Origin of the sequence: Streptomyces sp. NPDC005774 (assembly GCF_042871645.1) — a bacterium.
In the GTDB taxonomy this organism is placed as follows: domain Bacteria; phylum Actinomycetota; class Actinomycetes; order Streptomycetales; family Streptomycetaceae; genus Streptomyces; species Streptomyces pratens.
Genome location: NZ_JBIAIV010000004.1, coordinates 37,326 through 64,226, shown reverse-complemented (window position 1 = coordinate 64,226; position 26,901 = coordinate 37,326). Strand labels below are relative to the sequence as shown.

The window sequence follows — 26,901 nt, the reverse complement described above, 5'->3', positions numbered from 1 at the left end:
GCGAGCGGCACGGGTCTTTCCCCGGCGTCTTCCGCGTGACGGCGGCAAAAACCCCGGGAAAGGAATTGTCAGAGGCGCACGGCAGGCTGACGGCATGTCATACACCGATGAGTTCCGCACGGCGTCTCCGACGACTCCATCACGCGCATCATGTGGATGACGCAGCCGTCCGTCCACCTGGACATCCTCGATCCGTCCGAGGTCGGTCCCGACGATTTCGTGGTGGGTCATACCGGTGGGCTGCCGGAGCCGCCCGACGGCGTCCCGTGGGACGGGGACGTCTACGTGGCCGGGCTCGACCTGGCCGCGATACCGGAGCAGCCCCTGGAGCTCGGGCTCCCCCGCGAAGGGCAGTTGCTGTTCTTCACGAACCGCGGCTACGACGACGGACCCGCGCAGGTCGTTCACGTACCGGCGGGGGCCTCGACGGCCGTACGCCCCGCGCTCTCGGGCACGTTCTCCGATGATCCCTCCGACACGTGGACGACGGACGTCCTCGAACGGCGGGTGCTGGTGTGCCGCACCGGTACGTCGTGGGACGTCCTCGACTGGCTGTGGGACCCCGACGACGAGTTCGACGAGGCGGAGGGCCGCATGCCGGACCTCGAGGGCACGGACGTGGAGGACGAGGTCCGTCCGCTACTGGCCGCGTTCACGGAGTACGCCGAGCGGGCCGGGACCGTTCCGTTCGTGCACCGGACCTGCGGACTGCGCGGGGTGGAGTCGAACCCCCCGTACTACCGGGCCGACTACGGAACGGACTTCCTGAAGAAGGGGGGAGGAGGCCGTGGTCGTCTGCAGGAACGAGCCGGAGCGGTTCGACGAGCTGTACGCCGAGGCCCTGCGGGACGCCGTCTCCGAGCAGGAGGGCGGACCGTGGCTGAACCCCCTGGAGTTCGGCGAGGCCGCCGTCTTCCACACCGGGGACGGCGAAGTGGGCTGGCTCATCAACCGTGACGACCTGCTGGCGGGCGCTTCGACGATGTCGTGCAGTCGTATCTACCGCTGACCCCGCCCCCGCCTTCCGGACCGCGGACACGATCCGTGCCGCCGGACGCGGAGCGGACACGGAGCGAACGCGGGCGACCAGGACACCCCACACCGTTCGGGATGTCCGCAGTGACCAGGAACGGTAACTTGATCGCCCCGGACCACGGGCGATGAGGGGAGCGGCATGCGGTTGCGGTGTGCGGTGCTGGACGACTTCCAGGGCGTGGCCGCCGGGGCCGCCGACTGGGGGCCGGTCACGGAGGACGTCGAAGTGGTCTCGTTCGACGGTCACTTCGCCGACGAGGACGCCCTGGCCGACGCGCTCGCCGACGCCGACATCGTGGTGACGCTGCGGGAGCGGGTGGCCTTCCCCGGGTCACTGATCGCCCGGCTGCCCCGGCTGCGGCTGATCGTCGCCTCCGGAATGCGCAACTCGGTCATCGACTACGCCGCCGCCGAGGCGCACGGCGTCACCGTGTGCGGTACGGCCAGTTCCTCCACCCCGCCCGTCGAGCTGACCTGGGCCCTGCTCCTCGGCCTGGCGCGCGGCATCGTCGAGGAGAGCAACGGTCTGCGCGCCGACGGCCCCTGGCAGCGCACCGTGGGCGCCGACCTGCACGGACGGCGCCTGGGACTGCTCGGCCTGGGGAGGATCGGGAGCCGGGTGGCCCGGGTCGGCCTCGCCTTCGGCATGCGGGTCGGGGCCTGGAGCCACCACCTCACCCAGGAGCGTGCCGACGAGGTGGGCGTGGAACTCGCGCCGTCCAAGGAGGACCTGCTGCGCGAGAGCGACTTCGTCTCCGTACACCTCGCGCTCGGCGAGCGCAGCCGCGGCCTGCTCGGCGCCGCCGAACTCGCCCTGCTCAAGCCCACCGCCTACCTGGTCAACACCTCCCGCGCGGCGATCGTCGACCAGGACGCCCTGCTCGCCGCCCTGCACGACGGCAGAATCGCCGGCGCCGGCGTCGATGTCTTCGACGTCGAACCGCTGCCCGCCGGCCACCCGATGCGCACCGCCCCCCGTCTGCTCGCCACCCCGCACCTCGGCTACGTCTCCCGCGCCAACTACGCCACGTACTACGGCCAGGCGGTCGAGAACATCCGCGCCTTCCTCGACGGCGCGCCGGTCCGTCGCCTGCCCTGAAAGCGGTCGGAAGCCGGGGCGGAAGGCAGGGGGGAAGGCAGAGGCGGAAGACCGGCACAGAAGGCCGGCCGAAAGAAAACCCTTCACCCGGGGTAATCGGTGGCTGATCACCGTGACTCGTCGCGCGTCTCCGCGTTGAACGGGGAGCACGGCCGCGCCCCCTGCGGCCGTGCTCATCGAATAAGAAGGAGAACGTGATGTCTCGCATCGCGAAGGCTGCCTGCGTCGCACTCGGCACGGGTGCCGTGGCCCTGAGCGGGGCCGGCACGGCTCTGGCGGACGCGGGTGCCCAGGGCGTCGCCGCCCACTCCCCGGGGGTGCTGTCGGGCAACCTGGTCCAGGCCCCGGTCCACGTGCCGGTCAACGTGTGCGGGAACACCGTCAACGTCATCGGTGCGCTGAACCCGACGTTCGGCAACACCTGTGTGAACGAGGACGGTCAGCACCACAAGAACCACAAGAGCGCTTACGGGAACTGACCCCGTACGCGTCATCAGCAGAACGTCCAGAGCCCCGGCACCTCGAGCGCCGGGGCTCTCGCCGTTCTCGGCACCGTCCCTGGGACCCCGGCTCTCAGGCTCGGCGGTGGATCCGCCGGCGGTTGCCGTCCTGCGGGCCGTACATGCCTCATTACCGGGATCGCCCACAAATGAGTGATTACGGAAAAAGGACATGATTGCCGGTAATCATGGACTGGTTCGACGTCATTTCCCCTGTCCCGGAGCCGTCCATGCGCACAGTCCTCACCACCGCCCAGGGTTCACTGAACACCCAGCGCCACGGGTCGGCTTCTCCACCGTCGGAGCAGGTGGAGGAACGGAACCTGACGTTCGAGGGCTTTGCATACGGGTGCCGGATCGTCCACCAGAGCGCTCCGCGAACGGCGCCACTGCTGCTGCTCGGCGGCTCGTCCCAGGACCGGTACTCCTGGCAGAGGCACGAGAAATGGCTGGCACCGTTGTGCACAGTGATCACGGTGGATCTTCCCGGATACGGCAGTGCGGATTTCCTGCCCGCCCACTACGGAATCGATTTCCTCGCCGCCGCGGTCCAGCACATGCTGACGGAGACCGGGATGCCGCCGGTGAATCTCTTCGGCGGCTGCTTCGGTGAAGTCGTCGGCCTCCGCTTCGCGCAGCTGCATCCCGAGTCCGTCCGTCGCATCGTCTTCTGCGGCGCCGCGATGCGTCTTCCCGAGATCTACACCGACGCGGTGCCGCGTCTGTCGCAGGCGCTGGAACGGGGTGAGATCGAAGCCGCGGCCGGCGGTCTGGTGGAGCTGTTCATGTCGAACCCGGGTGCCGGTCAGGTCCGCAGGCACACGGCCGTCGCACGCCTCCTGCATCACCAGTTCATGAACCAGACCTCGGACGAGCTCACGAAGGCGGTCGAGCACAACACGAGGCTGGTGACGCACGGCTGTTACGAGCCCCTGCCCGTCCCCGACGTGCCGGCCCTGGTGTTCACGGGTGAGTACGACACCCTGTGCACCCCGCGGATGGGCCGTGAGCTCGCCGCGACGATTCCGGCGGCGCGGTTCACGACGGTCAAGGAGGCGGACCATCTGGTCACGGTCGAGCGCAGGCAGGAGTCGTCGGAGCTGATCGGCCGCTTCTGCACCGACCGCCCCATCGACGACCTGCCGTACTGCACTCCCGTGGAGTCACCGGGTGCCGACCTCGCCTGCGCGACGGCAAACCGGTGACGGACATACGACGAGTGGCCGGGACCCGATACCGGGTCCCGGCCACTCTCCGCTGTACGGGTGGTCCGACGCGGGGGATGCCGACGTGAGGGAAGCCGTGCACAACGGCCCTCGGCCGACAAAGACGTCAGGACTTTTTGCCCGGCAGGACAACGCTGTTGGCGCAGGAGACCTCGGCATTGCCGCCGGAGCAGGTCTGCTTCGACTCGTTGACGAAGTGGACCTTTCCGTACTGGTCGGTCGTGATCTCCTGCTCGCTCACCTGCACGCAGCGAACGGTGCCGTCCTCGCCCTTGACGCAGTTGTCCGGGTCATCGGCACCGAAGGCCTGAACGGCACCGGCGCCGATCAGCGCGAGCCCTCCGAGAACCCCCGCCGCCGCCGCTGTTGCGATCTTCCTCGACTTCACCATCTACCTTTTTCCTTGACGGTCGACCCGCCGCCACTGAGCGGCGGAGCCGGTCCGGACACACCCGGACCGGCCGACATGCCGGGCGGCCCCGGGGCTCGAACACCTGGGTTCGAGCCCCGAGACCTGCCCGGATCACCTGACAGTGATCACTTGCCGCCGATGCCGAAGCTGGAGGCGCAGGAGACCGTGTTGGTCTCGGTGTTCTCCGCGTTGCCGAGGCCCAGGATGCCGATCGCGAGGTTGATGTCGTCGATGTTGATGAGGCCCTGCTTCGAGTTGTCCTGGATGCAGGTCGTGGCCTGCGAGTTGTTGACCTCGACCTCCGGGCCCTCGTTGGCGTGACCGACGCCGGCGCCGAGGAAACCGACACTGCCGAGCATGGCCATGACGACGGCGGCCTTCTGGTACTTGCGCATTACTTCTCCATTCTCGTACTGACACGGTCCGTGTCGGACCGGCCACTTACAGTCGCTAATGTAGGCGACATTTACGGCAGTTGTTAGATGAAACGCCGCGTCGCGCCTAGGGAAACGGGGTGCCGCCGCCCTGAGCGGCGGAGCCGGTCCGGACGCCCGGACCGGCCGGCATGCCGGGCGGGCCCGGAGCTCGAACACCTGGGTTCGAGCCCCGGGACCCACCTGGCTCACCTGGCAGTGATCACTTGCCGCCGAGGGCGACGCTGGAGGTGCAGGAGACCGCGTTGGTCTCCTTGTTCTCCGCGTTACCGAGGCCCAGCAGGGCGCCGACACCAGCGTTGACGTCGTCGATGTTGACGAGACCCTGGACGGAGTTGTCCTGGATGCAGGTCGTGGCCTGCTTGTTGTTGAGCTCGAACGACGGCTCGTCACCGGCGTGGCTGACGCCGGCGCCGAGGAAGCCGACACTGCCGAGCATGGCCATGACGACGGCGGCCTTCTGGTACTTGCGCATTACTTCTCCGATTTCCCGAGTGGACACAACCCGTGCCGGGCTGGTCACTGACAGTGCATAACGTAAGTGACGTTTGCGACTTTGGACAGCCAAAACACCCATGCACGTAAGTTTCTTGCGAAGATGCACGTCACGGGCCTGCCACACGCACATCGGGTGGCCCAAGAACGCGTGTCCGCCCGGCGCCCCGAGCGCCGGGGTTCTCCTCATGGAGCCGGACCTGGCGCCGCCTCACGCGTACCGGTAGATCCGGCCGACGTCCTCCAGCTCGTCCGGTGTCACGTCCCACGGCGGCAGCTTCTCGTGCCGTGCCACGATCCGGCGGTGCTGCTCGTCGTCTGGGCCCGGCGGTTTCGCGGGGAGGTAGCGGGCCCCGCCGTGCCGGCGCTGCCAGCGGTACCACTGCAGATCGACGAAGGCGTGGTGCAGCCAGAAGGCGGGGTCGTTGACGGAGGCGGCACCGAGCATGGCTCCGCCGACCCAGCGGTGCACCCGGTTGTGGTTGCGCCAGGACGCGCTGCCCCGGCCGGTGCTCCAGCCCTCCAGCTTGTTGCGGAAACCCCGCGTGACCGTCGAGTCCCAGGGACCCGCGTCGTAGACGGGGTCCTTCAGCGCCCGCTCCAGGTCGCTCGTGGTGGGCAGCTCGATCGGGTCGCGGCGGCGGCCGAGGTCCCTGGTGAGGAACCCCCCGTCGGTCACGCCCACTTCGATGGTCCAGTCGCCCTGCCCGTACGCGAACGGCCCCGTCATCACCCGCTGGTCGGACCGGCGCCCGTCGCCGCCGAGGAGGTCCGCCGTCCACGGTGCGGAGGTGGCCGTGCGGTCACGGGTCCAGTCCCAGTACGGAAGGGTCACCGCCGGGTCCACCCGGCGCAGGGCGTCCTCCAGGTCGAGCAGGAACCGGCGGTGCCAGGGCAGGAAGGAGGGCGCCATGTGCGCGGTGCGCAGTCCGCGCCCGCCGTCGGAGGAGTAGTACGCGAGGTGCATCCGCACGAACTCGTCGTACTCGCCCCGACGTTTGACCTCCAGCAGCGCCTTGACAAACCGTCGCCTCTCGGCCGCCGTGAGTGTGCCGGCGTCCTTACGCACGTACGCCATGCCGGCCCTCCCCGTGCGCGTGTCCCGCACCTCCCGGCTCCGACGCCGCATCACGCAGCCGCTCGCCGGGGCCGAGCGCGTCGACGGCCGCACGGGCGGCCTCGAGCGGCGTCCGGTAGGAGCAGTAGTGGTCGACCGTGCTCAGCCAGCCGCCGTCGGCGCGGCGCATCAGATGCAGGGGGCGGCCGTCCACCGTGACGTGCCACCGCCCGTCCTCGGCCGCGGTGCGCCCCGGGGCCCACGTCCCCCGGATGCGACGGCCGCGATGGACCCGCTCGAAGGCGAAGGCGGAGGCAGAGGCGGAGGCGGAGGCAGAGGCAGAGGCAGAGGCAGAGGCAGAGGCGGAGGCGGAGGCGGAGGCGGAGGCGGAGGCAGAGGCAGAGGCAGAGGCAGAGGCGGAGGCAGAGGCAGAGGCGGAGGCAGAGGCGGAGGCGGAGGCGGAGGCGGTGTCGCCCGGGGAGTCCGTTTCCGCGGGTTCGGGGCGCGGAGACCGGAAGGCGGCGAGCACCGGAGCCAGGACGCCGCCGAGGGCGCCGGCCCGCAGACCGCGCGCCACGTCCCGTCGTGTTCTGCCCGCCGGTCCGGGCGGCGCCGGGCGCTGCGCCGCGTCCTCGGCACCCCTGGGTGCCGAGCCAATGGGGACAATCATGTTCCACTCCTTGTCCGAACGGCTGTCGCTGTTCCAACCGCCGGACCTGCCGCATGGTCACCGCCGCGCGGCGAGGGGGGAACACACGAAGTCGGCCCCCGGTCAGGACCGGGGGCCGACTTCGTACGGCGCGTCTCAGGCGTGCAGCCCCAGATCGCCGTGCATCGGCTTGGCCTGGTTCACCACGTCCGCCGCCTCCTCCGCGGTGCCGAACACCGACGTCCGGGACTCGGTGGCGCTCGACTCGTCCTGCGACGACATGAGTTCGAAGGGGACCGCGGTGCGCGTGTTCAGGCCGGTGTCGAGGCCGGTGGACGCCAGGTCGATCCCCTGCGCGTACGCGGGCGCGGCCATACCGGCGGCAATCAGGGACCCGGCAATGACGGCGGCAGCCTTCAGGGACTTCATCGTGTTCCTTTCTTCGGCAACGCGGGTCGCCGGAGGGGGCTTTGTGTCGTCGTGCTCAACGATCCTCGGCCGGTGCGGAAACCGGGGGACCACGGATTGACGAGTCGTCATATGAGATCCAACGGGCGCCGGCGCCACCGGTGCCGGCGGAACGATGACCGCGGGCGTCGAGGTTTCCGATCCGCACGAGCGGCGCGGCAAGCCTCCGACGTCCCCTTTTCACCTGTACGGCTCTGACCCGTCCGACGAGGCGGCGGAGCGGTACCGCCCGGGTGCCGCCCACCGAGGACCGGTTTCACGATTCCAACACAGTTGTCGGTGTTGATTGAGTTTCGGCAAATTTGTCCGGCCGGTGGCTAGAGTTGCGCCGACGCACCCCCAGAAGCGGATGCATCGCACTCGTCGTGCTGCCTGCTCCATCCCGGCGGTCCTGCTCGTCGTCGCCGTCCTCGGGCGAGGCTCCGACATCGACGGCACTGCCGGCCGAGGACGTCGTCTTCACCCATCCGGTCACCGCCACCCGTTCCGAAAGGCTCCGACGGTCATGCGCCAATCCCTGGGCCATTTGCTTCGCCCTGCCACGGTGGGCGTCCTCGCTCTTGTCGCGCTGTGGGCACCCTGCGGCTCCCCTGCCGCCGCTCCGGCCGCGCCGCCCGCGCCGGAAGCGAGCAGTCTCGCGTTCGATCAGCGGTATCACGCGCTCCAGCACGGCGGCATCGTGCGCGCGGCCAACTCCTCCGCCACCTGCCGCACGGCCCGGGGGTCCTCGTGCGCCGACGTGCAGGCGGGCGCGCAAGCGGTGAACGGCGACTTCGACATGTTCTACGTCGACGTCGACCGCGACCCGAACACCTACAACTCCTCCCGCGCGGAGGTCCGCCTGCCCACCGGCTCGCAGGTGACGTACGCACGCCTGTACTGGGGCGGCAACCTGCGCGTGGGCGAACAGAAGCCCGCGCAGGACAACGGGCGGGTCCTGATCGCCGAACCCGGCGGGGACTACAAGGAGCTCCTCGCGGACACCGTCGTCGGACACGACGTGGCGGACGGCGCGGACGCCTTCCAGGCCTCGGCGGACGTCACCGGGCTGGTGCGGGACAGCGGGCCGGGTCTCTACACCGTGGCCGATGTCAACGTGGCCGCCGGCCGGTCGGCGGCCGGCGCGTGGGGCGGCTGGACCCTGGTGGTGGCGTACGAGAACCCGGCGGAGCCGCTGCGACATCTCTCGCTCTGGGACGGCTTCGCGCCGCTGAAGTCCCGCACGGGGCCCGAGGTCCGGCTCAGCGGCCTGGACCTCGCCGCGGGCGCGGAGGGCCAGGTGGGGCTGGTGGCGTACAACGGCGACCGCGGCACCACGGGCGACTCGCTCACCGTGACCACCGGCACGCCCGCTTCCACCGCGACGCTCTCCGACTCCGCCAACCCCGCCGGCGACGTCCTGAACTCCACCATCAGCGGGCCCGCCGGGGCGGCCCCGACGCGGGTGCCGGCACATTCCAACACCCTCGGCTACGACTCCGACGTGTTCACCCTCGGACGCGGTCTGCTGCACGCCGGCGACCGGGTGGGCCTCCTTCTCTCGTCCCAGCGGGACGCGGCCTGGGCCGGCGTGCTCTTCACCGCCGTCGACGCCCGGCGATGAGCACGCCGCCCACCGTCCCGGGTGCCGTCACGAACGAGGAATCCGGACGCACGGACCTGTTCCCCTCCGGCCGCCGGCTGCGGGTACTGCACCTCACCCAGCCGGTGGAAGGCGGGGTCGCGCGCGTGGTGACGGATCTGGTCCGTACACAGGTGGCGGACGGCCTGGACGTCACCGCGGTCTGCCCCGACAGCGCGCTCGCCCTCCACCTGCGGGCGCTCGGCGCGCAGGTACGGGACTGGCGGTCGACGCGGTCGCCCGGCCCGTCGCTCGTGCGGGAGGTACGGCACCTCGCACGGGTGATCGACGAGGTGCGCCCCGATCTGGTGCACGCGCACAGCGCGAAGGCCGGGCTCGCCGGGCGGCTCGCGGTGCGCGGGCGGATTCCGACGGTCTTCCAGCCGCACGCCTGGTCGTTCGAGGCGGTGGGCGGGGTCACCGCGGCGCTCGCGCTCGGGTGGGAGCGATGGGGGGCACGCTGGGCCACGCGGGTGGTGTGCGTGAGTGAGGCGGAACGGGCGACCGGCGTGCACGCCGGGATTTCCGGACGGTGGACCGTCGTCCCCAACGGCATCGATCCCGAACGCTTCTGCCCGGCCGGCACCGGCACCGCGCGGGCCGGGCTCGCCCCGCTCGCAGCCCTCCACCCCGCGGCGCCGATCGTGGTCTGTGTGGGGCGGCTCTGCCGGCAGAAGGGACAGGACGTCCTGCTGCGGGCGTGGGACGCCGTCGTGCGGCGGGTGCCCGCCGCACGCCTCGTCCTGGTGGGCGACGGGCCGGACCACGACCGGCTGCGCGCCCGGGCCCCGGAGTCCGTGTTGTTCGCGGGAGCCGTCACCGACGCCTCTCCCTGGTACCAGGCCGCCGACCTCGTCGTCCTGCCGTCCCGCTGGGAGGGCATGGCCCTCGCCCCGCTGGAGGCGATGGCCTGCGGGCGTCCCGTGGTGGTCACGGACGTCGACGGCGCTCGCGAGAGCCTGCCGTCGTCCTTCGCCTCCCGTTGTCTGGTACCGCCGGAGAGCCCGGAGGCTCTGGCCGGGGCCCTGTCCGGGCTGCTGCTCGACCCGCCGCTGCGTGAGTCGCTCGGCGACCTGGGCCGTCAGCACGTGCTGTCCGTCCACGACGTACGGCACACCGCCGAGCAGGTCGCCGACGTCTACCGCGACCTGCTCGGCACCTGGCCCTCCAGGGGGAGGGCACGTCCGTTCCGGACCGTCGAGCGTGGCGAGACCCGCGGCGCCGAGCAGGGGCAGCCGCTCGACGCGGGCTGCTGTGCCGAAGCGGCGAACCGGACCGCGCAGCGCGTCGAGCTCACCAAGCACAGGGAGATCATCCGCTCGTGAACGCCGAACGCACCATGACCTCCCCCGGCGTACCGCCGGGGAACCACGGCTCCTCGTCCCTCTCCGTCATGCCGCCGCGCGACACCGCCGACGGTCCGCGGCTGTCCGGCCCGCGTCCTTCGGCGCGGCCGCCTTCGCCCGTACCGCTGCTTCTCGCGGATGCCGCCGCGGCCCTGCTGGGCGTGCTGACGCTGTCCGGCGCCCAGCGGCACTTCCCGCTCGTCGCCCTGCTGATCGCCGCGTCGCTGCTGCTGCGCCCCCGCGGCGACCGGCCGCCGGGGCAGGGGCAGGGGCAGGGACTGCTGGAGGAACTGCCCGCCGTGTGCGGCCGGGTCGCGGTGGCCTGGCTGGCGTCCGCGGCACTCTGGGCGGCGTACCGGCCGGAGCACGCGTTGTCCGCCGGCACCGTGCTGACGGGCCTCGTCCTGCAGTCGGCGGCCGGCTGTGCGCTGCGCGCGGCCGTGCACGGGCGGCGGCGCGCCGCGCTGCGGCGCCATCCGCACGCGGCGCTCGTCGTCGGCCCGGCGGCGACCGCGCAACGCGTGGCCGCCGCCCTGCTGCGCCACCCGCGGTGCGGTGTGCGGCCGGTGGGGGTCGTCGCCGAGCAGCCGGACGGCATCGAGGGCCTGCCGGTGCTGCGCACCGGTGAGGAGGTCGAGCGGGCGGTCATCCAGAACGGGGTGCGGTCCGTGCTGGCCGTTCACCCCTCCGTACACGCCGGACAGGGCCCGCTGCTGCGCGCGCTGGCCGAGGCCGGCTGCGTGGTCCGGGAGGTCGACGCCGACTCCCCGCCGTACCCGGCGAAGGAACGGCTGGCCGGTTTCCCGTGCCGTCTCCTGGACCTGTCGCCGGCGCGCCGCGGCAGTGCGGGCAAGCGCATGCTCGACATCCTCGTGTCGGGGACGCTGCTGCTGCTGGCCGGTCCGCTGCTGCTGGTGTGCGCGCTGACGCTGCGGATCAGTGACGGGCCGGGCGTGGTGTTCCGGCAGGAGCGCATCGGCAGGGGCGGAGAGCCGTTCACGCTGCTGAAGTTCCGTACGCACCGGCCGGTCGACGAGCACGAGTCGGCGACCCGGTGGAGCGTGGCCAACGAGAACGAGATGCGCCGGTTCTGCCGCATGCTGCGGCGCACCTCGCTCGACGAGCTGCTCCAGTTGTGGAACGTGCTCCGCGGCGACATGAGCCTGGTCGGGCCGCGCCCCGAACGCCCTTACTTCGTCTCCCAGTTCAGCCGGACCTACCCGGGTTACGCGGCCCGCCACCGGATGCGGGCCGGCGTCACCGGCCTCGCCCAGGTCCACGGCCTGCGCGGCGACACCTCGATCGAGGACCGCTGCCGGTTCGACAACGCCTACATCGACGACTGGTCGCTGTGGCAGGACATCTGCATCCTGCTGCGCACCGCGGTCACGCTGGTCCGTCCGACGGGGAGCTGACCGACGTGAGTCTCGCCCCCGCACCGCTCCCGTTCCCGCTCCCCCGCCGGGCCGCCGGGCTGGTGCCGGTGCTGCCCCTGGTGGCGCTGCCCGCCCTGCTGGCCCTGCCGGTGACGCACGGCGGAGCGGGGCCCGCGGATGTGGTCTCCGGGCTGGTGGTGGTGTACTGCGTGATCCGCCTGCTGCGTGAGCGGCGGCGGCCGCTGTCGCCCGCCGCGGCCGTGGTGCTGGGCCTGCCGGTCGTGGGGCTCGCGCTCGCCGCGATGGGGGCGTCCTCGCCGGAGGCCGGGTTCACCGGCCTGGGCCGCTATCTGCAGATCTTCGTGCTTGTCCCGGCGGCCGTACTGATCCTGGTCCGCGACCGCACCGACTTCCGGGTGCTGGCCTGGTCGTTCGTGGGACTCGCGCTGTGGCAGGGAGCCGTCGGCGTGCATCAGTACGTCACCGGGACCGGCGCCTCCTACCAGGGCGAGGGCGTCCGGGCGGTCGGCACCTTCGGCGCCCATGACGTGATGGGCATGGCGACGGCGGTCTCCCTCGGCCTGGTGTGCGCGGTCGGGATCGCGCTGGGCCGGACAGTCGGGTGGCAGCGGATGACGGCCACCGGCTGCGCCGTGGCCCTGCTGCTGCCGCTCGCCCTCTCCTTCAGCCGGGGTGCCTGGATCGCGACCGCCCTGACGTGCGCCGTGCAGTTGGTGCTGACCGGGCTGCGGCGCACGCTGAAGGTGGCCCTGGCCGTGGCAGCCGCGGGCGTGGTTCTGATCGGCGGGTTCGGCATCGGCACGGCCCAGTTGCAGGAGCGGATCGACAGCATCGCGCAGGTCGGCGACGCCCCCGATCAGTCGGTCGTGGACCGGTACGCCCTGTGGGCGTCCGCGGGCGGCATGTGGCGCGAGCAGCCGCTGACGGGTGTGGGCCTGAAGGGCTTCCCCGAGTACCGCGACGGGCACGCCACCCTGGCGCTGTCCTCGGGCAGTGACATCGAGGGCGCGGGGACGGAGTACCGGAAGCAGCAGCTGCTCTCGCCGCACAACATGTACCTGCTGGTGCTGAGCGAGCAGGGCCTGATCGGGCTGCTCGCCCTCGCCGGCGGCTGGCTGGCGCTGCTGGTGGGCGGGGGCCGGAGGCTGCTGCGCGTGCGCGGCCGCGGACGCGCACGCGGCGACGGGCCGGGACTCGACCATGGGCCGGAACCCGACCATGGGCCGGAACCCGGCCGTGGGCCGGGACTCGACTGTGGGCTCGTCGCCTGCGGGCTGCTGCTCTGGCTGCTGACCGACTTCGTGTACGGCGACATCGGCGGCCCCTCGACGATGCTGATCGCCCTGAGCCTGGGGCTCGCGACGTGGTGGGCACTGGCCGGCGGCGAGCGTCGGGACGTCGTGTCGCGGGGCACGGCAGCGGAACGTGTCGAGGGGGTCGCCGCGCGATGACGGTGGTGCCCTCGCAGACCCCCGCCCCCGACACCGACGGGGACACCGACGGGGCGGCGTCCGTGCCCGCGGCGCGTGCCGTCACGCCCGCCGGGGCCGGGCCCGGCCCGGCCCCGGCCCCGGCCTCGACTTCCCGGAAGTTCCTCGCCCGTGCCGCGCTCGTCACGGCGGCGCTGTCCATCGCCGGCTCCCTGCTCGGCCTGGTACGCGACCAGTCGCTGGCGCGGCTGTTCGGTGCCGGCAGCGACACGGACGCCTTCCTGGTCGCGTGGACCGTGCCGGAGATCGCCGCCACGCTGCTGATCGAGGACGGGCTGGCGATCGCGCTGATCCCGGCGTTCAGCATGGCGCTGGCCCGGCGTGCCCGGGGCGAACCGGGCGACCCGGTCCGTGCCCTGGTCGCCGCCACGCTGCCCCGGTTGTGCCTCGCCTTCGCCGCGACGGCCGCCCTGGTCGCCGCCGCGGCCCCTTTCCTGGTCCAGGTCCTGGCACCGGGCCTGCCCGACCCCGGGCTGGCCGTCGACTGCACCCGGCTCACGGCGATCAGCCTGCTGGCCTTCGGGATCGCCGGTTACTGCAGCGCCGCCCTGCGGGCCCACCGCCGCTTCGCCGCGCCCGGGGCGATCTACGTCGCGTACAACACCGGCATCATCGCCGCGATGTTCCTGCTCGGCCGCACATGGGGCGTGCGTGCCGCGGCGGTCGGGGTCGCGGTGGGCGGCTGTCTGATGGTGCTGGTGCAACTGCCGTCGCTGTGGCGGCAGCTGGCGTCCCGCACGCCGGCTGTCGAAAGGACGGCGGGCGACGCGCAGGAGCGGCCGGTACGGCTCGCCCTGATCGCCGCTGTGCTCCTCTTCGCGCTGTGCCGCCAGTCGCAGGTCCTCGTCGAACGCTTCCTCGCCTCCTCCCTGCCCTCCGGGGCCATCTCGCACCTGAACTACGCGCAGAAGGTCGCCCAGATCCCGATGACACTGTCGCTGATGGTGTGCACCGTCACCTTCCCCGTGGTGGCGCGGGCGCTGGCGGACGGGGACACCGAACGCGCGCGCGACCGCGTGGAGCGGGATCTGGTGCTGTCCTCCTGTGTGGTGCTGACCGGCATGGGCGCGGTGATCGCCTGCGCCCCGCAGATGATCGAACTTCTCTTCCAGCGCGGCGCGTTCACCGCGGGCGACACCGGGGCGACCTCGGCCGTCATGCGCGTGTACGCCCTCGGGCTGCTGGGGCAGACCCTGGTGGGGACGCTGGTCCGCTCGTACTTCTCGGCGGGCCGGCCCAGCTGGTATCCCCTCGCGGTGATGGGCGCCGGCATCACCGCCACGTCGGTGCTCGGCGCCGTCGCCGTGCGTCCCTGGGGGGTGGCGGGGATCGCCGCCGCCAACGCGTTCGGCATCACCGTCACGGCCGTCCTGCTGCTGACCGGTCTGCGAGCGTCCCGGCGCGGCAGCCCCTACGGGGTCTCCCTCCGGGTTCGGCCGGTCCTGGCCGAGTTGAGCAGGCCGGTGCTCGCCGCGGTCGTCGCCACCGCCGTCGGGTCGTTCGCCGCGAGCCGGTTCGCGTCCCCGGTGGCGGGTCTCGCGGCCGGCGCCCTGAGCGTGACCGGCGTCTTCGCCGCGCTCTGTCTGGCCCTGGGTGTCCAGGGCTCCGCATCCGCAGTGCGCTCCGTGCGCACCGTCACACGAAGGCTCACCCATGGCCGCTCCCATTGATTCCGCCGGCTCCGTCGATTCCGTCGACTCCGCCGGTTCCTTCGACACCGGCAGACTCCCCGCCGCGCCCCCGGGCCCTGTCCCGTGGGTGGCGATGTACCACTCGGTGGGCGACTGCTCGGACGATCCGTACCGCATCACGGTCACACCCGAGCGGCTCGAGGGGCAGCTGGCCTGGCTGCGCCGGCGGGGGCTGCGGGGCGTGTCCGTGGCCGACCTGCTCGCCGCCCGCGCCCGGGGGGAGGGGCGGCGCCTGGTCGGGCTGACGTTCGACGACGGGTACGCCGACTTCGTCACCGAGGCCCTGCCGCTGTTGCGCCGCTGGGACTGCGGCGCCACGCTCTTCGTCCTGCCCGGGCGGCTCGGCGGCGACAACGCCTGGGACCCGCTCGGCCCGCGCAAGCCGCTGCTGACCGCGGCCGGCATCCGGCACGCGGCGGCCGAGGGCGTGGAGATCGGCTCGCACGGGCTGACCCACGTCGATCTCACCCGGGCGGACGACCTCGTCCTCGAGGCCGAGGTGGCCGAGAGCCGCGATCGGCTCGCGGAGTTGACCGGCACCCGGGTCGACGGCTTCTGCTATCCGTACGGCACGGTCGACGTCCGCGCCGTACGGGCCGTGCGGGAGGCGGGCTACGCCTACGCCTGTGCCATCGACCCCGGCCCGCTGACCGGCCCGCACGCCCTGCCGCGCGTGCACATCGGTCAGAACGACACGGCGTGGCGCCTGGGTCTCAAGTACCGGCTGCACCGGCTGCGCCGGCGCCCGGTGGGGGGCCGGTGAGATGAGGGCTCTGCACATCATCACCGGCCTCGGTGTGGGCGGGGCCGAGCAGCAGTTGCGGCTGCTGCTGCGTCATCTGCCCGTCGACTGCGACGTCGTGACGCTCACCAACCCCGGTGCGGTCGCCGAGGGCCTCACCGCCGACGGTGTCCGCGTCACGCATCTGGGCATGGGCGGCAACCGTGACGTGACCGCGCTCCCGCGGCTGGTCCGGCTGATCCGCTCGGGCGGCTACGACCTGGTGCACACGCACCTGTACCGGGCCTGCGTCTACGGCCGGCTCGCCGCGCGCGTCGCCGGGGTCCGCGCGGTCGTCGCCACCGAACACTCCCTGGGCGACTCGCAGATGGAGGGCCGCAGGCTGACGGCGGGGGTGCGCGCGCTGTACGTCTCCAGCGAGCGGCTCGGTTCGGCGACGGTCGCCGTGTCCCCGGCGGTGGCCGACCGGCTGGAGCGCTGGGGCGTGCCCGCTCCCCGTATCGAGGTCGTCCCGAACGGCATCGACCTGGAACGCTTCCGTTTCGAGGCGGAGCGGCGCGCGCGTACCCGCCGCCGTCTCGGCCTGCCCCAGGGCGCTTTCGTCGTGGGCGGCGTCGGCCGGCTCACCCCCGGGAAGCGGTTCGACGTCCTGGTCCGGGCGCTCGCCCGGCTCCCGGACGACCACTGGCTGCTGCTGGTGGGCGGCGGCCCCGAGGAGCACGCCCTGCGCCGTACGGCCCGGGAGGCCAAGGTGGCCGACCGGGTCCTGTTCACCGGCGAGTGTCCCTATGTCGCGGACGGCTCCCCGGGCCCCGACCTGCCGTCGCTCACCTCGGCGATGGACGTGCTGGCGTCCCCGTCCCTGGAGGAGGCCTTCGGCCTGGCGGTCGTGGAGGCGCTGGCGTCGGGCCTGCCCGTGGTCTACGCCTCCTGTCCGGCGATCGAGGACCTGCCGCCACAGGCCTCGGCCGGCGCCCGGCGGGTGCGGGGCGGCCCCGAGGCGTACGCGCGGGCGATCGCCGAGGCCCGGGCGGCGGGCCCGCTGCCACGCACCGCCCCCAAGGCCGCGCACCGCTACAGCATCACCCGCAGCGCCGACCGTCTCATGGACGTGTACGCAACAGCCGTTTCCCGTTCTTCGTCGTCCCTCTCCTCTTCTCCGGGAGCAAGCTCCTCATGACCGACACTCCGACCCCCCGGCTCCGTCTGTTCCTGGCCCGTGCCAGGAGGTTGCCGGCCTGGTCCGTGATCGCGGCCGGCACCCTCGCCGGCTGCCTGTCCGGCGGCGCGTACGGCCTTCTCACCCCCACCACATACACGGCCACCAGCTACGTCGTCGCCGTACCGACCGTGAACTCCACCCCGGAGTCCGCCCGCGGTTTCGCGCAGGCGTACGGACGGGTGGCCACGCAGCTCGCGCTGCTCGGGGACGCGCAGGTGTGGGCGGGCGTGCCGGTGCGGACCCTGCAGGACAGCGTGCGCACGGCGACCTCGCCGGACGCGCCGATGGTCGCCGTCTCGGCCACCTCCTCACGCCCCGACCTCGCCGTCGACATGGCCAACGCGGTCTCCCGCGCGCTGACGCAGCACGCGGAGAAGGCCGGAAACAGCACCCAGGTCCGGCTCGTGCAGTTCTCGCGCGCGGTGAAGCCGAGCAGCCCGACGTCCGCCTCCCCGGCGTTGACCGCTCTGGTGGGGGCGAGTGCGGGCGGGCTGCTGGGCGGTCTGGCGCTGCTGGCCCGGCCGCGACGGACCGGTGGGGACGGGGACGACGCCCCCGTCCCCACCGCCTCGGTGCCCGCCCCCGCCGCCGCTGTGCGCGGACAGCGGTGACGGCGGCGAATCCCGCCGGGCCGGTGACGGCCGCGACGGGCGCGCGCTCACCAGTCGGAGCGGAGGCAGAACTTCCCGCCGAGCCAGAACTCCACCCTGCTGCCCAGATCCAGCGGCGAGCACTTCTTCGGGGGCGACGGCGCGGTGGGGACGGGTGGCACGGGCGTGAGCACCGGGGGGGCCGGGGGCACCACGACCTCGCGGCCGGAGAGGACGGACCGGTAGTGGCGGGAGGAGGCCTGGTTCTGGTCGCACCGCCACACACCGTGCGGGCAGTAGTCGGTCAGCGTGTTGTACAGCGGCTTGTGCTTGTCCATCCAGGCGAGCATGCGCCGCATGTACTCGGGATTGTCGCCGTTGCGGAAAAGCCCCCATTCGGGATAGGAGACGGGTTTGCCGTGGGCTTTCGCGAAATCCACGTGCGCCTGGAGTCCGTAGGGCTCCCGGACCTGTTCGTCGAAAGGCATTCCGGCCGGCTGGTCGTAGGAGTCCATGCCGATGATGTCGACCGTGTCGTCCCCCGGGTAGCACTGCGTCCAGGGAACGGCGTCCCGGCCGCGGCTCGGCGTGAAGTCGAACCGGAACTTCTGGCCCGGCACCGCGCGCATGGTGGTGACGATCCTGTTCCAGTACGTCTTCCAGGACTCCGGGTCCGGTCCGCACCGATGGGTGTAGGTGACGCCGTTCATCTCCCAGCCGAGCACGAGGATCGTGTCCGGCACCTTCAGCCGGACCAGCCGTTCGGCCAGCGCGCGGAAGTGGTGGTCGAACTCCCCGGCCGCGCCCCGCCGCAGCAGTTCCCGGACCTCGTGGTCCGGGACACCCTCCTCGTTGCGCTCCTGCAGGGGCACGTTGAGGACGAACATCCGGTCGTCCTTCTCGTTGCGCCAGCGCGCCCACGACTCGAGGAAGCGGATGTCGCCCTCGATGTCGCTCCAGTCGTTGCCGGGCAGATAGGTGTGGCCGACACGGAGTTCGGCGCCGCCCAGCCAGCGGCTGAACTGCTCCATGTGGGCCACGCCCCGCTCGTCGGAGCCGAGGAAGACACCGAAGGGCGGGCCCTGCGTACCCGGCACCGGAACGGCCGGCGGCCTGACGGCCGGCACCGGGACCGACGGGGCGGCGACCGACAGGACGGTGACCGACGGCGCCAGGACCGGCGGCACGGGGACGGGCCGTTGTGCGAGGGCCGGGAAAGTGACCGCGGACGCCGTCGGATCCGGCGCCGGAACGCGAGGGGCGCCGGTGCCCGCCGCCGCCGCCGGACCGGACACCAGGGCTGCCGACACGGCCATCGCCACCGCGCCCACGACCAGTCCGCGGGCCCGGACACGTTCGTGCTGTGGGGCCATTCCTGCTCCTGTCTTCGCTCTCGTTCCCGGCCTTTTGAGGTTCTGACCTTCCGAGCTTCCGACCTTCCGTCTCCGGAATCGTTATTGACGAACAGTCATCCGAAAGTCAGTCACAGGAATTCCCATGGTGCCACTGGCACTGCGACTTTCGAGTGCCGAGCTCGCCTGTGCGGGTGAGTGAATTCAAAAAGAAAGAGACAATTCGTGCCACTGCTCGACACCCGTGTCCCCGCCGTGATTCTGCGGGTCGACCGGAATCCCTTCCATCACGGAACGCTGGGGGCCGTGCGTTCGCTGGGCAGGGCGGGAGTGGAGGTGCATGTCGTCGCCGACGAGTCCCGAAGCCCCGTGCGCAGCTCCCGCTATGTGCACCGGCTGCATACGCCGCCGCCGACCGGAGCGTCCGCGGACGACATCCTCGCCGTGCTGCGCCGTGTCGCCGACCGGATCGCGCGTCCTGCCGTCCTGGTTCCGATGGACGACGCGAGCGCGATCGCCGCGGGACGCCTGCGGGACGCTCTCGCCCCCTCCTACCTGCTGCCGGCGATGCCGGGCACGCTGCCCGAACGCGTCGCCGACAAGGCGGAACTGGCTGCCGTGTGCGCGTCGGCGGACCTTCCGCACCCGGAGACGCTCGTCCCCGACAGCCCGGAGCGGGCCGCCGCCGACGCGACGCGGCTCGGGCTCCCGGTGGTGGCGAAGTGGAGCCGGCCCTGGCTGCTGCCGGCCGGCAGCGGGCTGCGCAGCACCCTGCTGGTGCGCTCCGCGCGGCAGGCCCGGGAGCTGCACCTGCGCAGCGAGGAGGCGGGCAGCCCGCTCCTGCTGCAGGCGTATCTGCCGCCGGGCCCGGACCGGGACTGGTTCTTCCACGGCTACGCCGACCACTCGGGTGCCGTGCGCGCCGGCGGACCGGGCGTCAAGCGGCTGGCCTGGCCGCGGGGCGCGGGACTGACCGCGGTGGGCAACTGGGCGCCCAACCCGCGGGTGCGGGCCCTGGCCGAGCGGCTCACCGGTGAACTGGACTACCGCGGCGTCTTCGACCTCGACTTCCGCCGCTGCCACGCGACGGGCCGTTACCACCTGCTCGACTTCAACCCGCGCCCCGGCGCCCAGTTCCGGCTCTTCGAGGACACGGCCGGACTGGACGTCGTACGCGCCCTGCACCTGGACCTGACGGGCCGTCCGCTGCCGGACGGGGACCCGGTGGCCGGACGGGCTTTCGTGGTGGAGAACTACGCACCGCTCGCCGTGCTGCGTGCGGCGCCGGGCGGACGCGAACTGGCCTGGTACGCCCCGGACGACCGGGGTCCCGGACGGGCGATGTGGTCCCTGTGGGCCCGTCATGTGTCCGGCCGGCTGCGGGAGCGGCTGGGCGGCGGCCCGGTCGCGCCGGCGTCCCCCGTGGTCCACCGGGCGGCCTCCCCCTCCCTGACCGACAATGAGAAAGCGAGCAGTTGATGATGTATGACCTCCTGGTGGTCGGCGCCGGCCCGTACGGCCTGTCGATCGCCTCTCACGCCGCGGCCGCCGGGCTGCGTCTGCGCGTGTTCGGCCGGCCCATGGCGTCCTGGCGGGACCACATGCCCGGCGGCATGTTCCTGAAGTCGGAGCCCTGGGCGTCCAACCTTTCGGATCCGGGCGGGCGGTGGACCCTGGCCGCGTACTGCGAGGAACAGGGGCTGACGGCACGTCACGCCGAGCCGATTCCGGTGGAGGAGTTCGCGTCGTACGGCCTGTGGTTCGCGCGCCACGCCGTGCCGGACGTGGACGAGCGCATGGTGACCCGGGTGTCGTCGGGTCCCCACGGCTTCACGGTGGTGACCGCGGACGGTCAGGCGCTGCAGACGCGGACGGTGGCGCTGGCGGTCGGAGTGATGCCGTTCATCGAGGTCCCGGCGGCCCTGCGCGGACTGCACCCGTCCCTGGTGACGCACAGCAGCCACCACAACAGCCTCGACCAGTTCCTCGGCAAGGACGTCACGGTGATCGGCGGCGGCCAGGCGGCCCTGGAGACCGCGGCGCTGCTCGCCGAACAGGGCACGCGCGTACGGGTGCTGGCGCGGTCCGAGCGGCTGGTGTGGAACGACGTGCCGCCGCCCTGGGAGCGCCCCTGGTGGCAGTCGGTCCGCTCCCCGCACAGCGGTCTGGGCCCCGGCTGGCGGAACTGGTTCTACTCGGAGCGTCCCGGCCTCTTCCGGCGGCTGCCGCAGCAGACCCGGACCCGTATCACGGGGACGGCGCTGGGTCCGGCGGGGGCCTGGTGGGTGCGGGACCGGGTGGAGCGCACGGTGGATCTGATGCCGGGCCACGAGGTCACCGCGGCCTGTGCGGTGCCGGGCGGGGTGCGGCTGGACACGATGAACCGCGAGGGCACCACGGGCGCTCTGGAGACCGAGCACGTCATCGCGGCCACGGGGTTCCGGGCGCAGCGCGACCGGCTCGGCCTGCTCTGTGCCGAACTGCGCGGGGCGCTGGCGGTCCTGCCCGACGGCTCCCCGGCGGCCGGGCGCGGCTTCGAGTCGTCCCACCCCGGCCTGTTCCTCGCGGGCCTGGTGACCTCCTCCGGTTTCGGTCCGGCCATGCGCTTCGTCCACGGCGCGACGTTCACGGCGCCCACCCTCGTCCGGGGGGTGCGCCGACGGCTCGGCGGGACTCCGCTGCGCGGGGCGACGGTCCCCGTCCCCTCGGGCGGCAGCCGAACCGAGTCCCCGGCGTCGGTGAGCGGCTGACACGCCGTCCCGCGGGACCCTTACGGGCCGCTGACGGCGAACCGGCCGTCAGCGGCCCGTCCCATTCCCGTCCCATTCCCGTCCCGTACAGCACGGTGCCCCCGGACCGGTCCGGGCCCCTCGAAGGGTGGCCCGGACCGGTCCGGGGGCGTGCGCGGCCGGCAGGGTCGCGGGCACCGGCCGGACGGGGTCCGGCACCCGGGAACCGCTATCGGCGGGCGGCTGCCCGCCCGCGGCGGTACAGCAGCGCCCCGCCCACGAGGAGGGCCGCGCCGGCGCCCGAGGCCAGCAGCGCGTTGTCGCTGCCGGTCTCGGCCAGGTGGGGCGGCTCTTCGCCGGTGGCCGGGGGCGGCGTGTACGTCACGGGCGTGGAAGGCGGGGTGTACGTACGGACGGGCGGGGACGACGGGGTCTCGTCCTCGGGCTCGTAACCGGGCTTCTGCGGCTCGTCCGGCGTGTATCCGTTGCCGCAGTCGTTGTCGTAGGCGGAATTGAGCAGCCCGAGCACACCGATGGAGTTGCCGCACACGTTCACCGGCGCGTGGACCGGGACCTGGACGAGGTTCCCGGACAGCACGCCGGGAGAACCCTCGGCGACTCCCTCCGCGTACGCGCCACCGCCGTCGGAGCGGCCCTGCGAGGTGCTGGACGCGCGGTTCTCGGACCTGTCGTCGTGGTGCGAGCCGTTGACGCATGTGTTGCCGGACGCCTCGTTGAGCGCCCCGACCACGTCGACGGTGTTGCCGCACACGTTCACCGGCGCGTGGACCGGTGCCTGGACGTTGTTCCCGGACAGCACGCCGGGGGAGTTCTTGGCGACTCCCTCCGCGTGCGCGCCACCGCCGCCGGAGTCGCCGTACGAAGGGGTGGCCGCGCGCTGATCGGACCTGTCGCCGTGGTGCGAACCGTTGACGCACGTGTTGCCGGACGCCTCGTTGAGTGCGGAGACCGCACCGATGGTGTTGCCGCACGCGTTCACCGGCACCTCGATGGGTGCCTGGACGTTGTTGCCGGACAGCACGCCGGGGGAGTTCGTGGCTGCCCCCTCCGCGTACGTGTCGGCGAGGGCGGGGGCGCCGTACAGGGAGAGGAGGCCCGTGGCGGCGGCCGCCGCGAACGCTCCCCTGCTCAGGGTCTGTCGCAATGTCGTGGTCTTCCTGCTTGAAGAGGTGGAAAGCCGGCCCGGGCACGGAGATCGACGTCCGAAGTCGGCCATGGCGGAGCCGAGAGGCCGGTGCGTCGGACGCCACAGCGTGCTACGCGTCGAGAAGAACACCCGGAGGTCCGACGGCGGCAGACTCGACGCCGGCAGCGGCTCCCGTGTTCGCCCTCGACTCACAGGCGGGAAGGCCTGCGGGACAAACCCGTGTACCGCGGACGGAGCAGCACAGCGCGTTCCTTTCTCGTGGCGTCGCGTGCCCTACTGCTTCAGTAACCCGGCATACGGGAAACGGTTGCGCAGGTTCACCCGGTTGGCCCCTTCGCGGGCCGTCCGCCCCGTCAGGAGTACAGCTTCTCGATCTCCCGTGCGTACGCCGCCTGTGCCGCCCGGCGTTTGACCTTCAGGGACGGGGTCAGCAGTCCGTTCTCCTCGGTGAACTCGCCGTCGACGAGGGTGAAGGCGCGGATCGACTCGGCGCGGGAGACGGCCTCGTTGGCGTAGTCGACGGCCTTCTGGACGTCGGCGCGCATCCGGGGGTCGTCGGTCACCTCGGACAGGGGCGTGTCGGCGGGCAGCTTGCGCACCGCGAGCCAGTGCCCGACCGTCTCCGGGTCGAGGGTGACGAGCGCGGCGACGTAGGGGCGGTTGTCGCCGACGACCAGGCACTGGCCGACGGGCGGGCGGCTGCGCAGACGGTCCTCCAGGACGGCCGGGGAGACGTTCTTGCCGCCGGAGGTGACGAGGATGTCCTTCTTGCGTCCGGTGATGGTGAGACAGCCGTCGTCGTCGAGGGAGCCGAGGTCGTCGAGGGAGCCGAGGTCGCCGGTGGCGAACCAGCCGTCGGTGAGCACCTCGTCGGTGGCGGCCGGGTCGTTGCGGTAGGCCCCGAAGGCGATGCCGCCCTTGACGAGGACCTCGCCGTCGTCGGCGATACGGACGGTGGTGCCGGGGATCGGCAGGCCGACCGTGCCGGGGCGGGGGTCGAGCGGCGGGACGAGGGTGGCGGCGGCGGTCGTCTCGGTCAGGCCGTAGCCCTCGTAGACGAGGATTCCGGCCGCGTAGAAGAAGAGGTTGAGGTCGCGCTCGAGCGGGGAGCCGCCGCTGATGGCGTAGCGCACCCGGCCGCCGAGTTCCTTGCGGACCCGCCGGTAGACCAGCAGGTCGTACAGCGCCCAGGCGGCGTACAGACGCGGGCCCGGTCCCTTGCCGCGGCCCAGGAACCGGTCGAGGTGGGCGGCGCCGAAGCGGACGGCGACGCGGTGGGCGCGTTCGAAGGAAGCGCCGCGCCCGAGCTTCTCGGCGGTGGCGCGGCCGGTGTCGTGGATCTTCTCGAAGAGTTAGGGGACGCCGACGAGGAAGGTCGGACGGAACCGCTTGAGGGCGGGGCGCAGTTCGGCGGGTCTGATGCTCGGCCGGTGGCCGACCTCGATGCGGCCGATCAGGCAGGCGATCTGCAGGGTGCGGCCGAGGATGTGGGCGAGCGGGAGGAAGAGCAGCGTCGAGGCGGTCCGGTCGGTGACCTCCTTGAAGACGGGGTGGAGGAGTTCGACGGTGTTTCCGGCCTCGGCAAGCAGGTTGGCGTGGGTGAGGACACAGCCCTTGGGGCGCCCGGTGGTGCCGGAGGTGTAGCAGATCGTCGCGGTGGTGTCGGGGGTGAGGGCGGTGCGGCGTGCGGTGATCTCCCCGTCGGGGACGTTCGGGCCGAGGGCGATGAGGTCGGCGAGGGCGCCCGCGTCGAGCTCCCAGGTGCGCGGCGGTTCGGGGAGGGCCGCGGTGGCCGCGGTGACGGTGGCGGTGTTCTGCGGGGTCTCCGTGACGACGAAGCGGGTGCCGGAGTCGCGGACGATCCATTCGACCTGGTCCGCGGAGGAGGTGGGGTAGACCGGGACGCTCTGGCCGCCGGCGGACCAGATCGCGAAGTCCAGCAGCGCCCATTCGTAGCGGGTGCGGGACATCACCGCGACCCGGTCGCCGGGACCAGGCCCCTGGCGACGGCGGTGACCTCCTGGGCGAAGGCCGCCGCCGTGACCGGGTGCCAGGTGCCGTGCCGCTCGCGGCGCAGGACGACGTCGTCCGGGGCCTCGGCCGCGTTGGTGAACGGGATGTCGGCGGTGCTGCCGGCGGTCGGCCGCGATGCGAGGGGCTCCGTACGGACCTCGCGCACGACGCCGTGCTCGTCCCTGGTGGTCCCGGTTCTGGTGCGGGCGGCCAGGTCGGTACGTCGTTTCGCGCGTTTCAGATCCTTGCGTACACCCATGACGGCTCCCGGTCGCGGCCGATGCGGTCGTACTGGCGCCGCCCCATTCACTTACTCCAAAGTAAACTTACCCGTGCGTAATGACGAGTCAACGGGGCGGGCCCCTCAGCGCGGACGGTCGGTTCAGCGCGGACGGTCGGTTCAGGACAGGCGGTCGGTTCAGGACAGGCGGTCGGCGGTGCGGATCGCTTCGGCCAGGTCGTGGATGTCCCTGTCCTCGGTGCGGTCCGCCAGGCCGGCCGCGTGGCCGGCGAGTTCGCCGAGGCCGGGGGCGCCGGGCAGGGCGCGGTGGCGTCGGCCGTCCGGGCGCAGGGCGTCGGCGAAGTAGGCGGCGGTCGCGGTGACGGCGAGGCCCCGGCCGCCGGTCCAGACGGAGTCGCCGAGGTCGTCGGCCTCCAGGGTGCCGCTCTCCTCGTGCGGGGCGCGGGAGGTGGGGTCGAGCCAGCGGACGGTGGCCGTGGCGAGGTGGCCGTCGGAGGCGCCGGACCGGGTGCGCACCGCGTACAGGGCGGTGACGGTGTGGCCGGGGCCGACCTCGCCGCCGTCGACGTCGTCGTCGCGGAAGTCCTCGTCGGCGACCCGGCGGTTCTCGTAGCCGACGAGGCGGAACTCGGCGACCGCCTCGGGGTCGAAGGCGACCTGGGCCTTCGCGTCCCTGGCCATCAGTTCGATGTTGCGGGGCAGTTGTTCACAGAAGACCTCGCGGCCCTCCTCCTCGTCGGACACGTACACCGTGTGGCCGTCGCCCTTGTCGGCGAGGCGTTCCATGAGGGCGTCCCCGTAGTCGCTGCCGACGCCGACGCCGAAGAGGGTGATGCCGTGCTCGCGGCGGGACTCCCCGATGCGTTCGAGAATCGTGTCGGCGTCGGTGTCGCCGGTGTTGGCGAGCGCGTCGGAGACCAGGACGACCCGGTTGGTGGCGCCCTCGCGCAGCCCTTCGACGGCGGTTTCGTAGCCGGTCTCGACGCCCGCGCCGAGGTTGGTGGACTGCGCGGGCTCCAGGACCTCGATGGCGTCGTGGATCTCGCCCCGGTTGCCGTCGAGGCGGGTCATCGGCAGAACGGTCTCGGCCTCGTCGCTGAAGGTGACGATCGCCACGGAGTCCTCGTCGCGCAGCCGGTCCGTCATGGTGGCGAGGGATTCCCGGGCGAGGTCGAGGCGGCCCGGTTCGGCCATGGAGCCGGAGACGTCGATGACGAAGGTGAGCGCGGCGGGCGGGCGGTCCCCGTCCGTCCCGGCGGACCGGGTGGCGAGGCCCACGCGGACCAGGGACCAGTCGTCCTCGTCGGTGCGGTCACCGTCGACGCGGGCGCCGTCGACGGTGACCGTGAAGCCGTTGCCGTCCGGGCGTTCGTAGTCCTGCCGGAAGCTGTTGACGAACTCCTCGGGCCGGATCGTCGACGGGTCGGGCAGCCGGCCCTCGGAGAGGGTACGGCGGGCGTAGCCGTAGGAGGCGGTGTCGACGTCGAGGGCGAAGGTGGACAGGTGGTCGGGGTCGGGGGCGATGTCCCGCCGTCCGTCCTGCTCCCCCTCGCGCTGCCGGTCCGCGCCGCGGGTGCCGTCGGGCGCGGGGAGCGGAGCCGCGTCGCTGTTCCCGCCGCCCCCGGTCCCTCCTCCGGGCCCGCCCTCGCCCTCGTACGAGGAGTCGGAGGTCTTGCCGCCGTTCCCGCTCCCGCCGCCGCACGCGGTGAGCAGCAGACCGCTCGCCGCCGTGAGCGCGACCAGCGCGGCGCGGAGGCGGCGTGCCCGGGCGCCCTTCCTTCGTGTCGTCCTCGTCCCGTTCGATGTCCGGTCCGTCGTCCGCTTCATCGTCCGTTCCCCCTGCTGCCGTTGGCGTCGACTTCTCGACTGTGACGCCGGGGCGGGGCGGAACGTGCGCTACGGGGCGTTGCGGATGGGTCTCGAA

The 26,901-nt window shown here is 72.5% G+C and carries 23 protein-coding genes and 1 pseudogene; 14 read left to right on the top strand and 10 right to left on the bottom strand.

The genetic code is table 11. The annotated features are described in order from the left end of the window. Positions 1-156: 156 nt before the first annotated feature. The 4 genes from ACFYQA_RS05620 to ACFYQA_RS05605 all read left to right on the top strand — a co-directional run bounded on the left by ACFYQA_RS05620 (position 157) and on the right by ACFYQA_RS05605 (position 3,839). Positions 157-957, top strand: a complete 801-nt coding sequence (locus tag ACFYQA_RS05620) for a hypothetical protein (RefSeq protein ID WP_388911958.1) — start codon at positions 157-159, stop codon at positions 955-957. A 217-nt stretch (positions 958-1,174) separates the two neighbouring features. Further along, positions 1,175-2,134 (top strand): D-2-hydroxyacid dehydrogenase family protein, encoded by a 960-nt coding sequence (locus tag ACFYQA_RS05615; RefSeq protein WP_388911955.1) that lies wholly within the window; start codon positions 1,175-1,177, stop codon positions 2,132-2,134. A gap of 197 nt (positions 2,135-2,331) precedes the next feature. Beyond that, positions 2,332-2,613: a chaplin gene (locus tag ACFYQA_RS05610; RefSeq protein ID WP_388911951.1), complete on the top strand. Its 282-nt coding sequence runs from the start codon at positions 2,332-2,334 to the stop codon at positions 2,611-2,613. A gap of 251 nt (positions 2,614-2,864) precedes the next feature. Beyond that, positions 2,865-3,839, top strand: a complete 975-nt coding sequence (locus tag ACFYQA_RS05605; RefSeq protein WP_388911948.1) for an alpha/beta fold hydrolase — start codon at positions 2,865-2,867, stop codon at positions 3,837-3,839. Positions 3,840-3,966: 127 nt separating this feature from the next. Here the strand turns inward: ACFYQA_RS05605 and ACFYQA_RS05600 are convergent, their stop codons facing one another. From ACFYQA_RS05600 to ACFYQA_RS05575, 6 genes are all read right to left on the bottom strand, one after another. Then, positions 3,967-4,251, bottom strand: coding sequence for a hypothetical protein (locus ACFYQA_RS05600; protein WP_388911945.1), 285 nt, complete (start codon positions 4,249-4,251; stop codon positions 3,967-3,969). A 146-nt stretch (positions 4,252-4,397) separates the two neighbouring features. After that, the gene (locus ACFYQA_RS05595) at positions 4,398-4,667 is read right to left on the bottom strand and encodes a hypothetical protein (RefSeq protein ID WP_388911942.1); all 270 of its coding nucleotides are present in this window, start codon (positions 4,665-4,667) and stop codon (positions 4,398-4,400) included. Between the two features lie 241 nt (positions 4,668-4,908). Next, positions 4,909-5,181 (bottom strand): hypothetical protein, encoded by a 273-nt coding sequence (locus ACFYQA_RS05590; RefSeq protein ID WP_388911939.1) that lies wholly within the window; start codon positions 5,179-5,181, stop codon positions 4,909-4,911. Positions 5,182-5,412: 231 nt separating this feature from the next. Next, positions 5,413-6,279 (bottom strand): tyrosinase family protein, encoded by an 867-nt coding sequence (locus tag ACFYQA_RS05585; protein WP_388911936.1) that lies wholly within the window; start codon positions 6,277-6,279, stop codon positions 5,413-5,415. Continuing rightward, the gene (locus ACFYQA_RS05580; protein WP_388911933.1) at positions 6,263-6,928 is read right to left on the bottom strand and encodes a tyrosinase family oxidase copper chaperone; all 666 of its coding nucleotides are present in this window, start codon (positions 6,926-6,928) and stop codon (positions 6,263-6,265) included. Before ACFYQA_RS05580 ends, ACFYQA_RS05585 begins: the two co-directional genes overlap by 17 nt. Before the next feature lie 135 nt (positions 6,929-7,063). Next, positions 7,064-7,336: a hypothetical protein gene (locus ACFYQA_RS05575; protein ID WP_388911930.1), complete on the bottom strand. Its 273-nt coding sequence runs from the start codon at positions 7,334-7,336 to the stop codon at positions 7,064-7,066. Positions 7,337-7,880: 544 nt separating this feature from the next. Here ACFYQA_RS05575 and ACFYQA_RS05570 point away from each other — a divergent pair. The 8 genes from ACFYQA_RS05570 to ACFYQA_RS05535 are packed head-to-tail and all read left to right on the top strand — an operon-like array spanning position 7,881 to position 17,495. Continuing rightward, entirely contained in the window at positions 7,881-8,978 is a 1,098-nt protein-coding gene (locus ACFYQA_RS05570; protein ID WP_388911927.1) for a DUF3344 domain-containing protein, read from the top strand. Next, the gene (locus ACFYQA_RS05565; protein WP_388911925.1) at positions 8,975-10,321 is read left to right on the top strand and encodes a glycosyltransferase; all 1,347 of its coding nucleotides are present in this window, start codon (positions 8,975-8,977) and stop codon (positions 10,319-10,321) included. The genes ACFYQA_RS05570 and ACFYQA_RS05565 overlap by 4 nt, the downstream gene beginning before the upstream one ends. Further along, a complete protein-coding gene (locus ACFYQA_RS05560) occupies positions 10,318-11,757 on the top strand; it encodes an exopolysaccharide biosynthesis polyprenyl glycosylphosphotransferase (protein ID WP_388911922.1) in 1,440 nt (479 codons plus the stop codon). The genes ACFYQA_RS05565 and ACFYQA_RS05560 overlap by 4 nt, the downstream gene beginning before the upstream one ends. After that, entirely contained in the window at positions 11,754-13,190 is a 1,437-nt protein-coding gene (locus ACFYQA_RS05555; protein ID WP_388912381.1) for an O-antigen ligase family protein, read from the top strand. The genes ACFYQA_RS05560 and ACFYQA_RS05555 overlap by 4 nt, the downstream gene beginning before the upstream one ends. After that, positions 13,187-14,899: a murein biosynthesis integral membrane protein MurJ gene (murJ, locus tag ACFYQA_RS05550; protein WP_388911919.1), complete on the top strand. Its 1,713-nt coding sequence runs from the start codon at positions 13,187-13,189 to the stop codon at positions 14,897-14,899. The genes ACFYQA_RS05555 and murJ overlap by 4 nt, the downstream gene beginning before the upstream one ends. Continuing rightward, positions 14,883-15,683: a polysaccharide deacetylase family protein gene (locus ACFYQA_RS05545; RefSeq protein ID WP_388911916.1), complete on the top strand. Its 801-nt coding sequence runs from the start codon at positions 14,883-14,885 to the stop codon at positions 15,681-15,683. Before murJ ends, ACFYQA_RS05545 begins: the two co-directional genes overlap by 17 nt. A gap of 1 nt (position 15,684) precedes the next feature. Further along, complete coding sequence (locus ACFYQA_RS05540; RefSeq protein WP_388911913.1) at positions 15,685-16,842, top strand: glycosyltransferase; 1,158 nt, start codon at positions 15,685-15,687, stop codon at positions 16,840-16,842. Beyond that, positions 16,839-17,495 (top strand): lipopolysaccharide biosynthesis protein, encoded by a 657-nt coding sequence (locus tag ACFYQA_RS05535; protein ID WP_388911910.1) that lies wholly within the window; start codon positions 16,839-16,841, stop codon positions 17,493-17,495. The genes ACFYQA_RS05540 and ACFYQA_RS05535 overlap by 4 nt, the downstream gene beginning before the upstream one ends. Positions 17,496-17,542: 47 nt before the next feature. Here ACFYQA_RS05535 and ACFYQA_RS05530 read toward each other — a convergent pair whose 3' ends face one another. Beyond that, the gene (locus tag ACFYQA_RS05530; protein WP_388911907.1) at positions 17,543-18,847 is read right to left on the bottom strand and encodes a glycosyl hydrolase; all 1,305 of its coding nucleotides are present in this window, start codon (positions 18,845-18,847) and stop codon (positions 17,543-17,545) included. 204 nt (positions 18,848-19,051) lie between these two features. On the opposite strand from ACFYQA_RS05530, the gene ACFYQA_RS05525 reads away from it, so the two are divergent. Both ACFYQA_RS05525 and ACFYQA_RS05520 read left to right on the top strand, forming a co-directional pair. Further along, complete coding sequence (locus tag ACFYQA_RS05525; protein WP_388911904.1) at positions 19,052-20,305, top strand: ATP-grasp domain-containing protein; 1,254 nt, start codon at positions 19,052-19,054, stop codon at positions 20,303-20,305. 2 nt (positions 20,306-20,307) lie between these two features. Continuing rightward, entirely contained in the window at positions 20,308-21,576 is a 1,269-nt protein-coding gene (locus ACFYQA_RS05520; RefSeq protein ID WP_388912378.1) for an FAD-dependent oxidoreductase, read from the top strand. A 208-nt stretch (positions 21,577-21,784) separates the two neighbouring features. On the opposite strand, the gene ACFYQA_RS05515 is transcribed toward ACFYQA_RS05520, so the two are convergent. The 3 genes and pseudogenes from ACFYQA_RS05515 to ACFYQA_RS05505 form a co-directional block, all read right to left on the bottom strand. Further along, positions 21,785-22,720, bottom strand: a complete 936-nt coding sequence (locus ACFYQA_RS05515) for a chaplin (protein WP_388911901.1) — start codon at positions 22,718-22,720, stop codon at positions 21,785-21,787. Positions 22,721-23,076: 356 nt separating this feature from the next. Further along, a pseudogene (locus ACFYQA_RS05510) lies at positions 23,077-24,995 on the bottom strand (AMP-dependent synthetase/ligase). 159 nt (positions 24,996-25,154) lie between these two features. Beyond that, entirely contained in the window at positions 25,155-26,804 is a 1,650-nt protein-coding gene (locus tag ACFYQA_RS05505; RefSeq protein WP_388911898.1) for a von Willebrand factor type A domain-containing protein, read from the bottom strand. Positions 26,805-26,901: the final 97 nt, after the last annotated feature.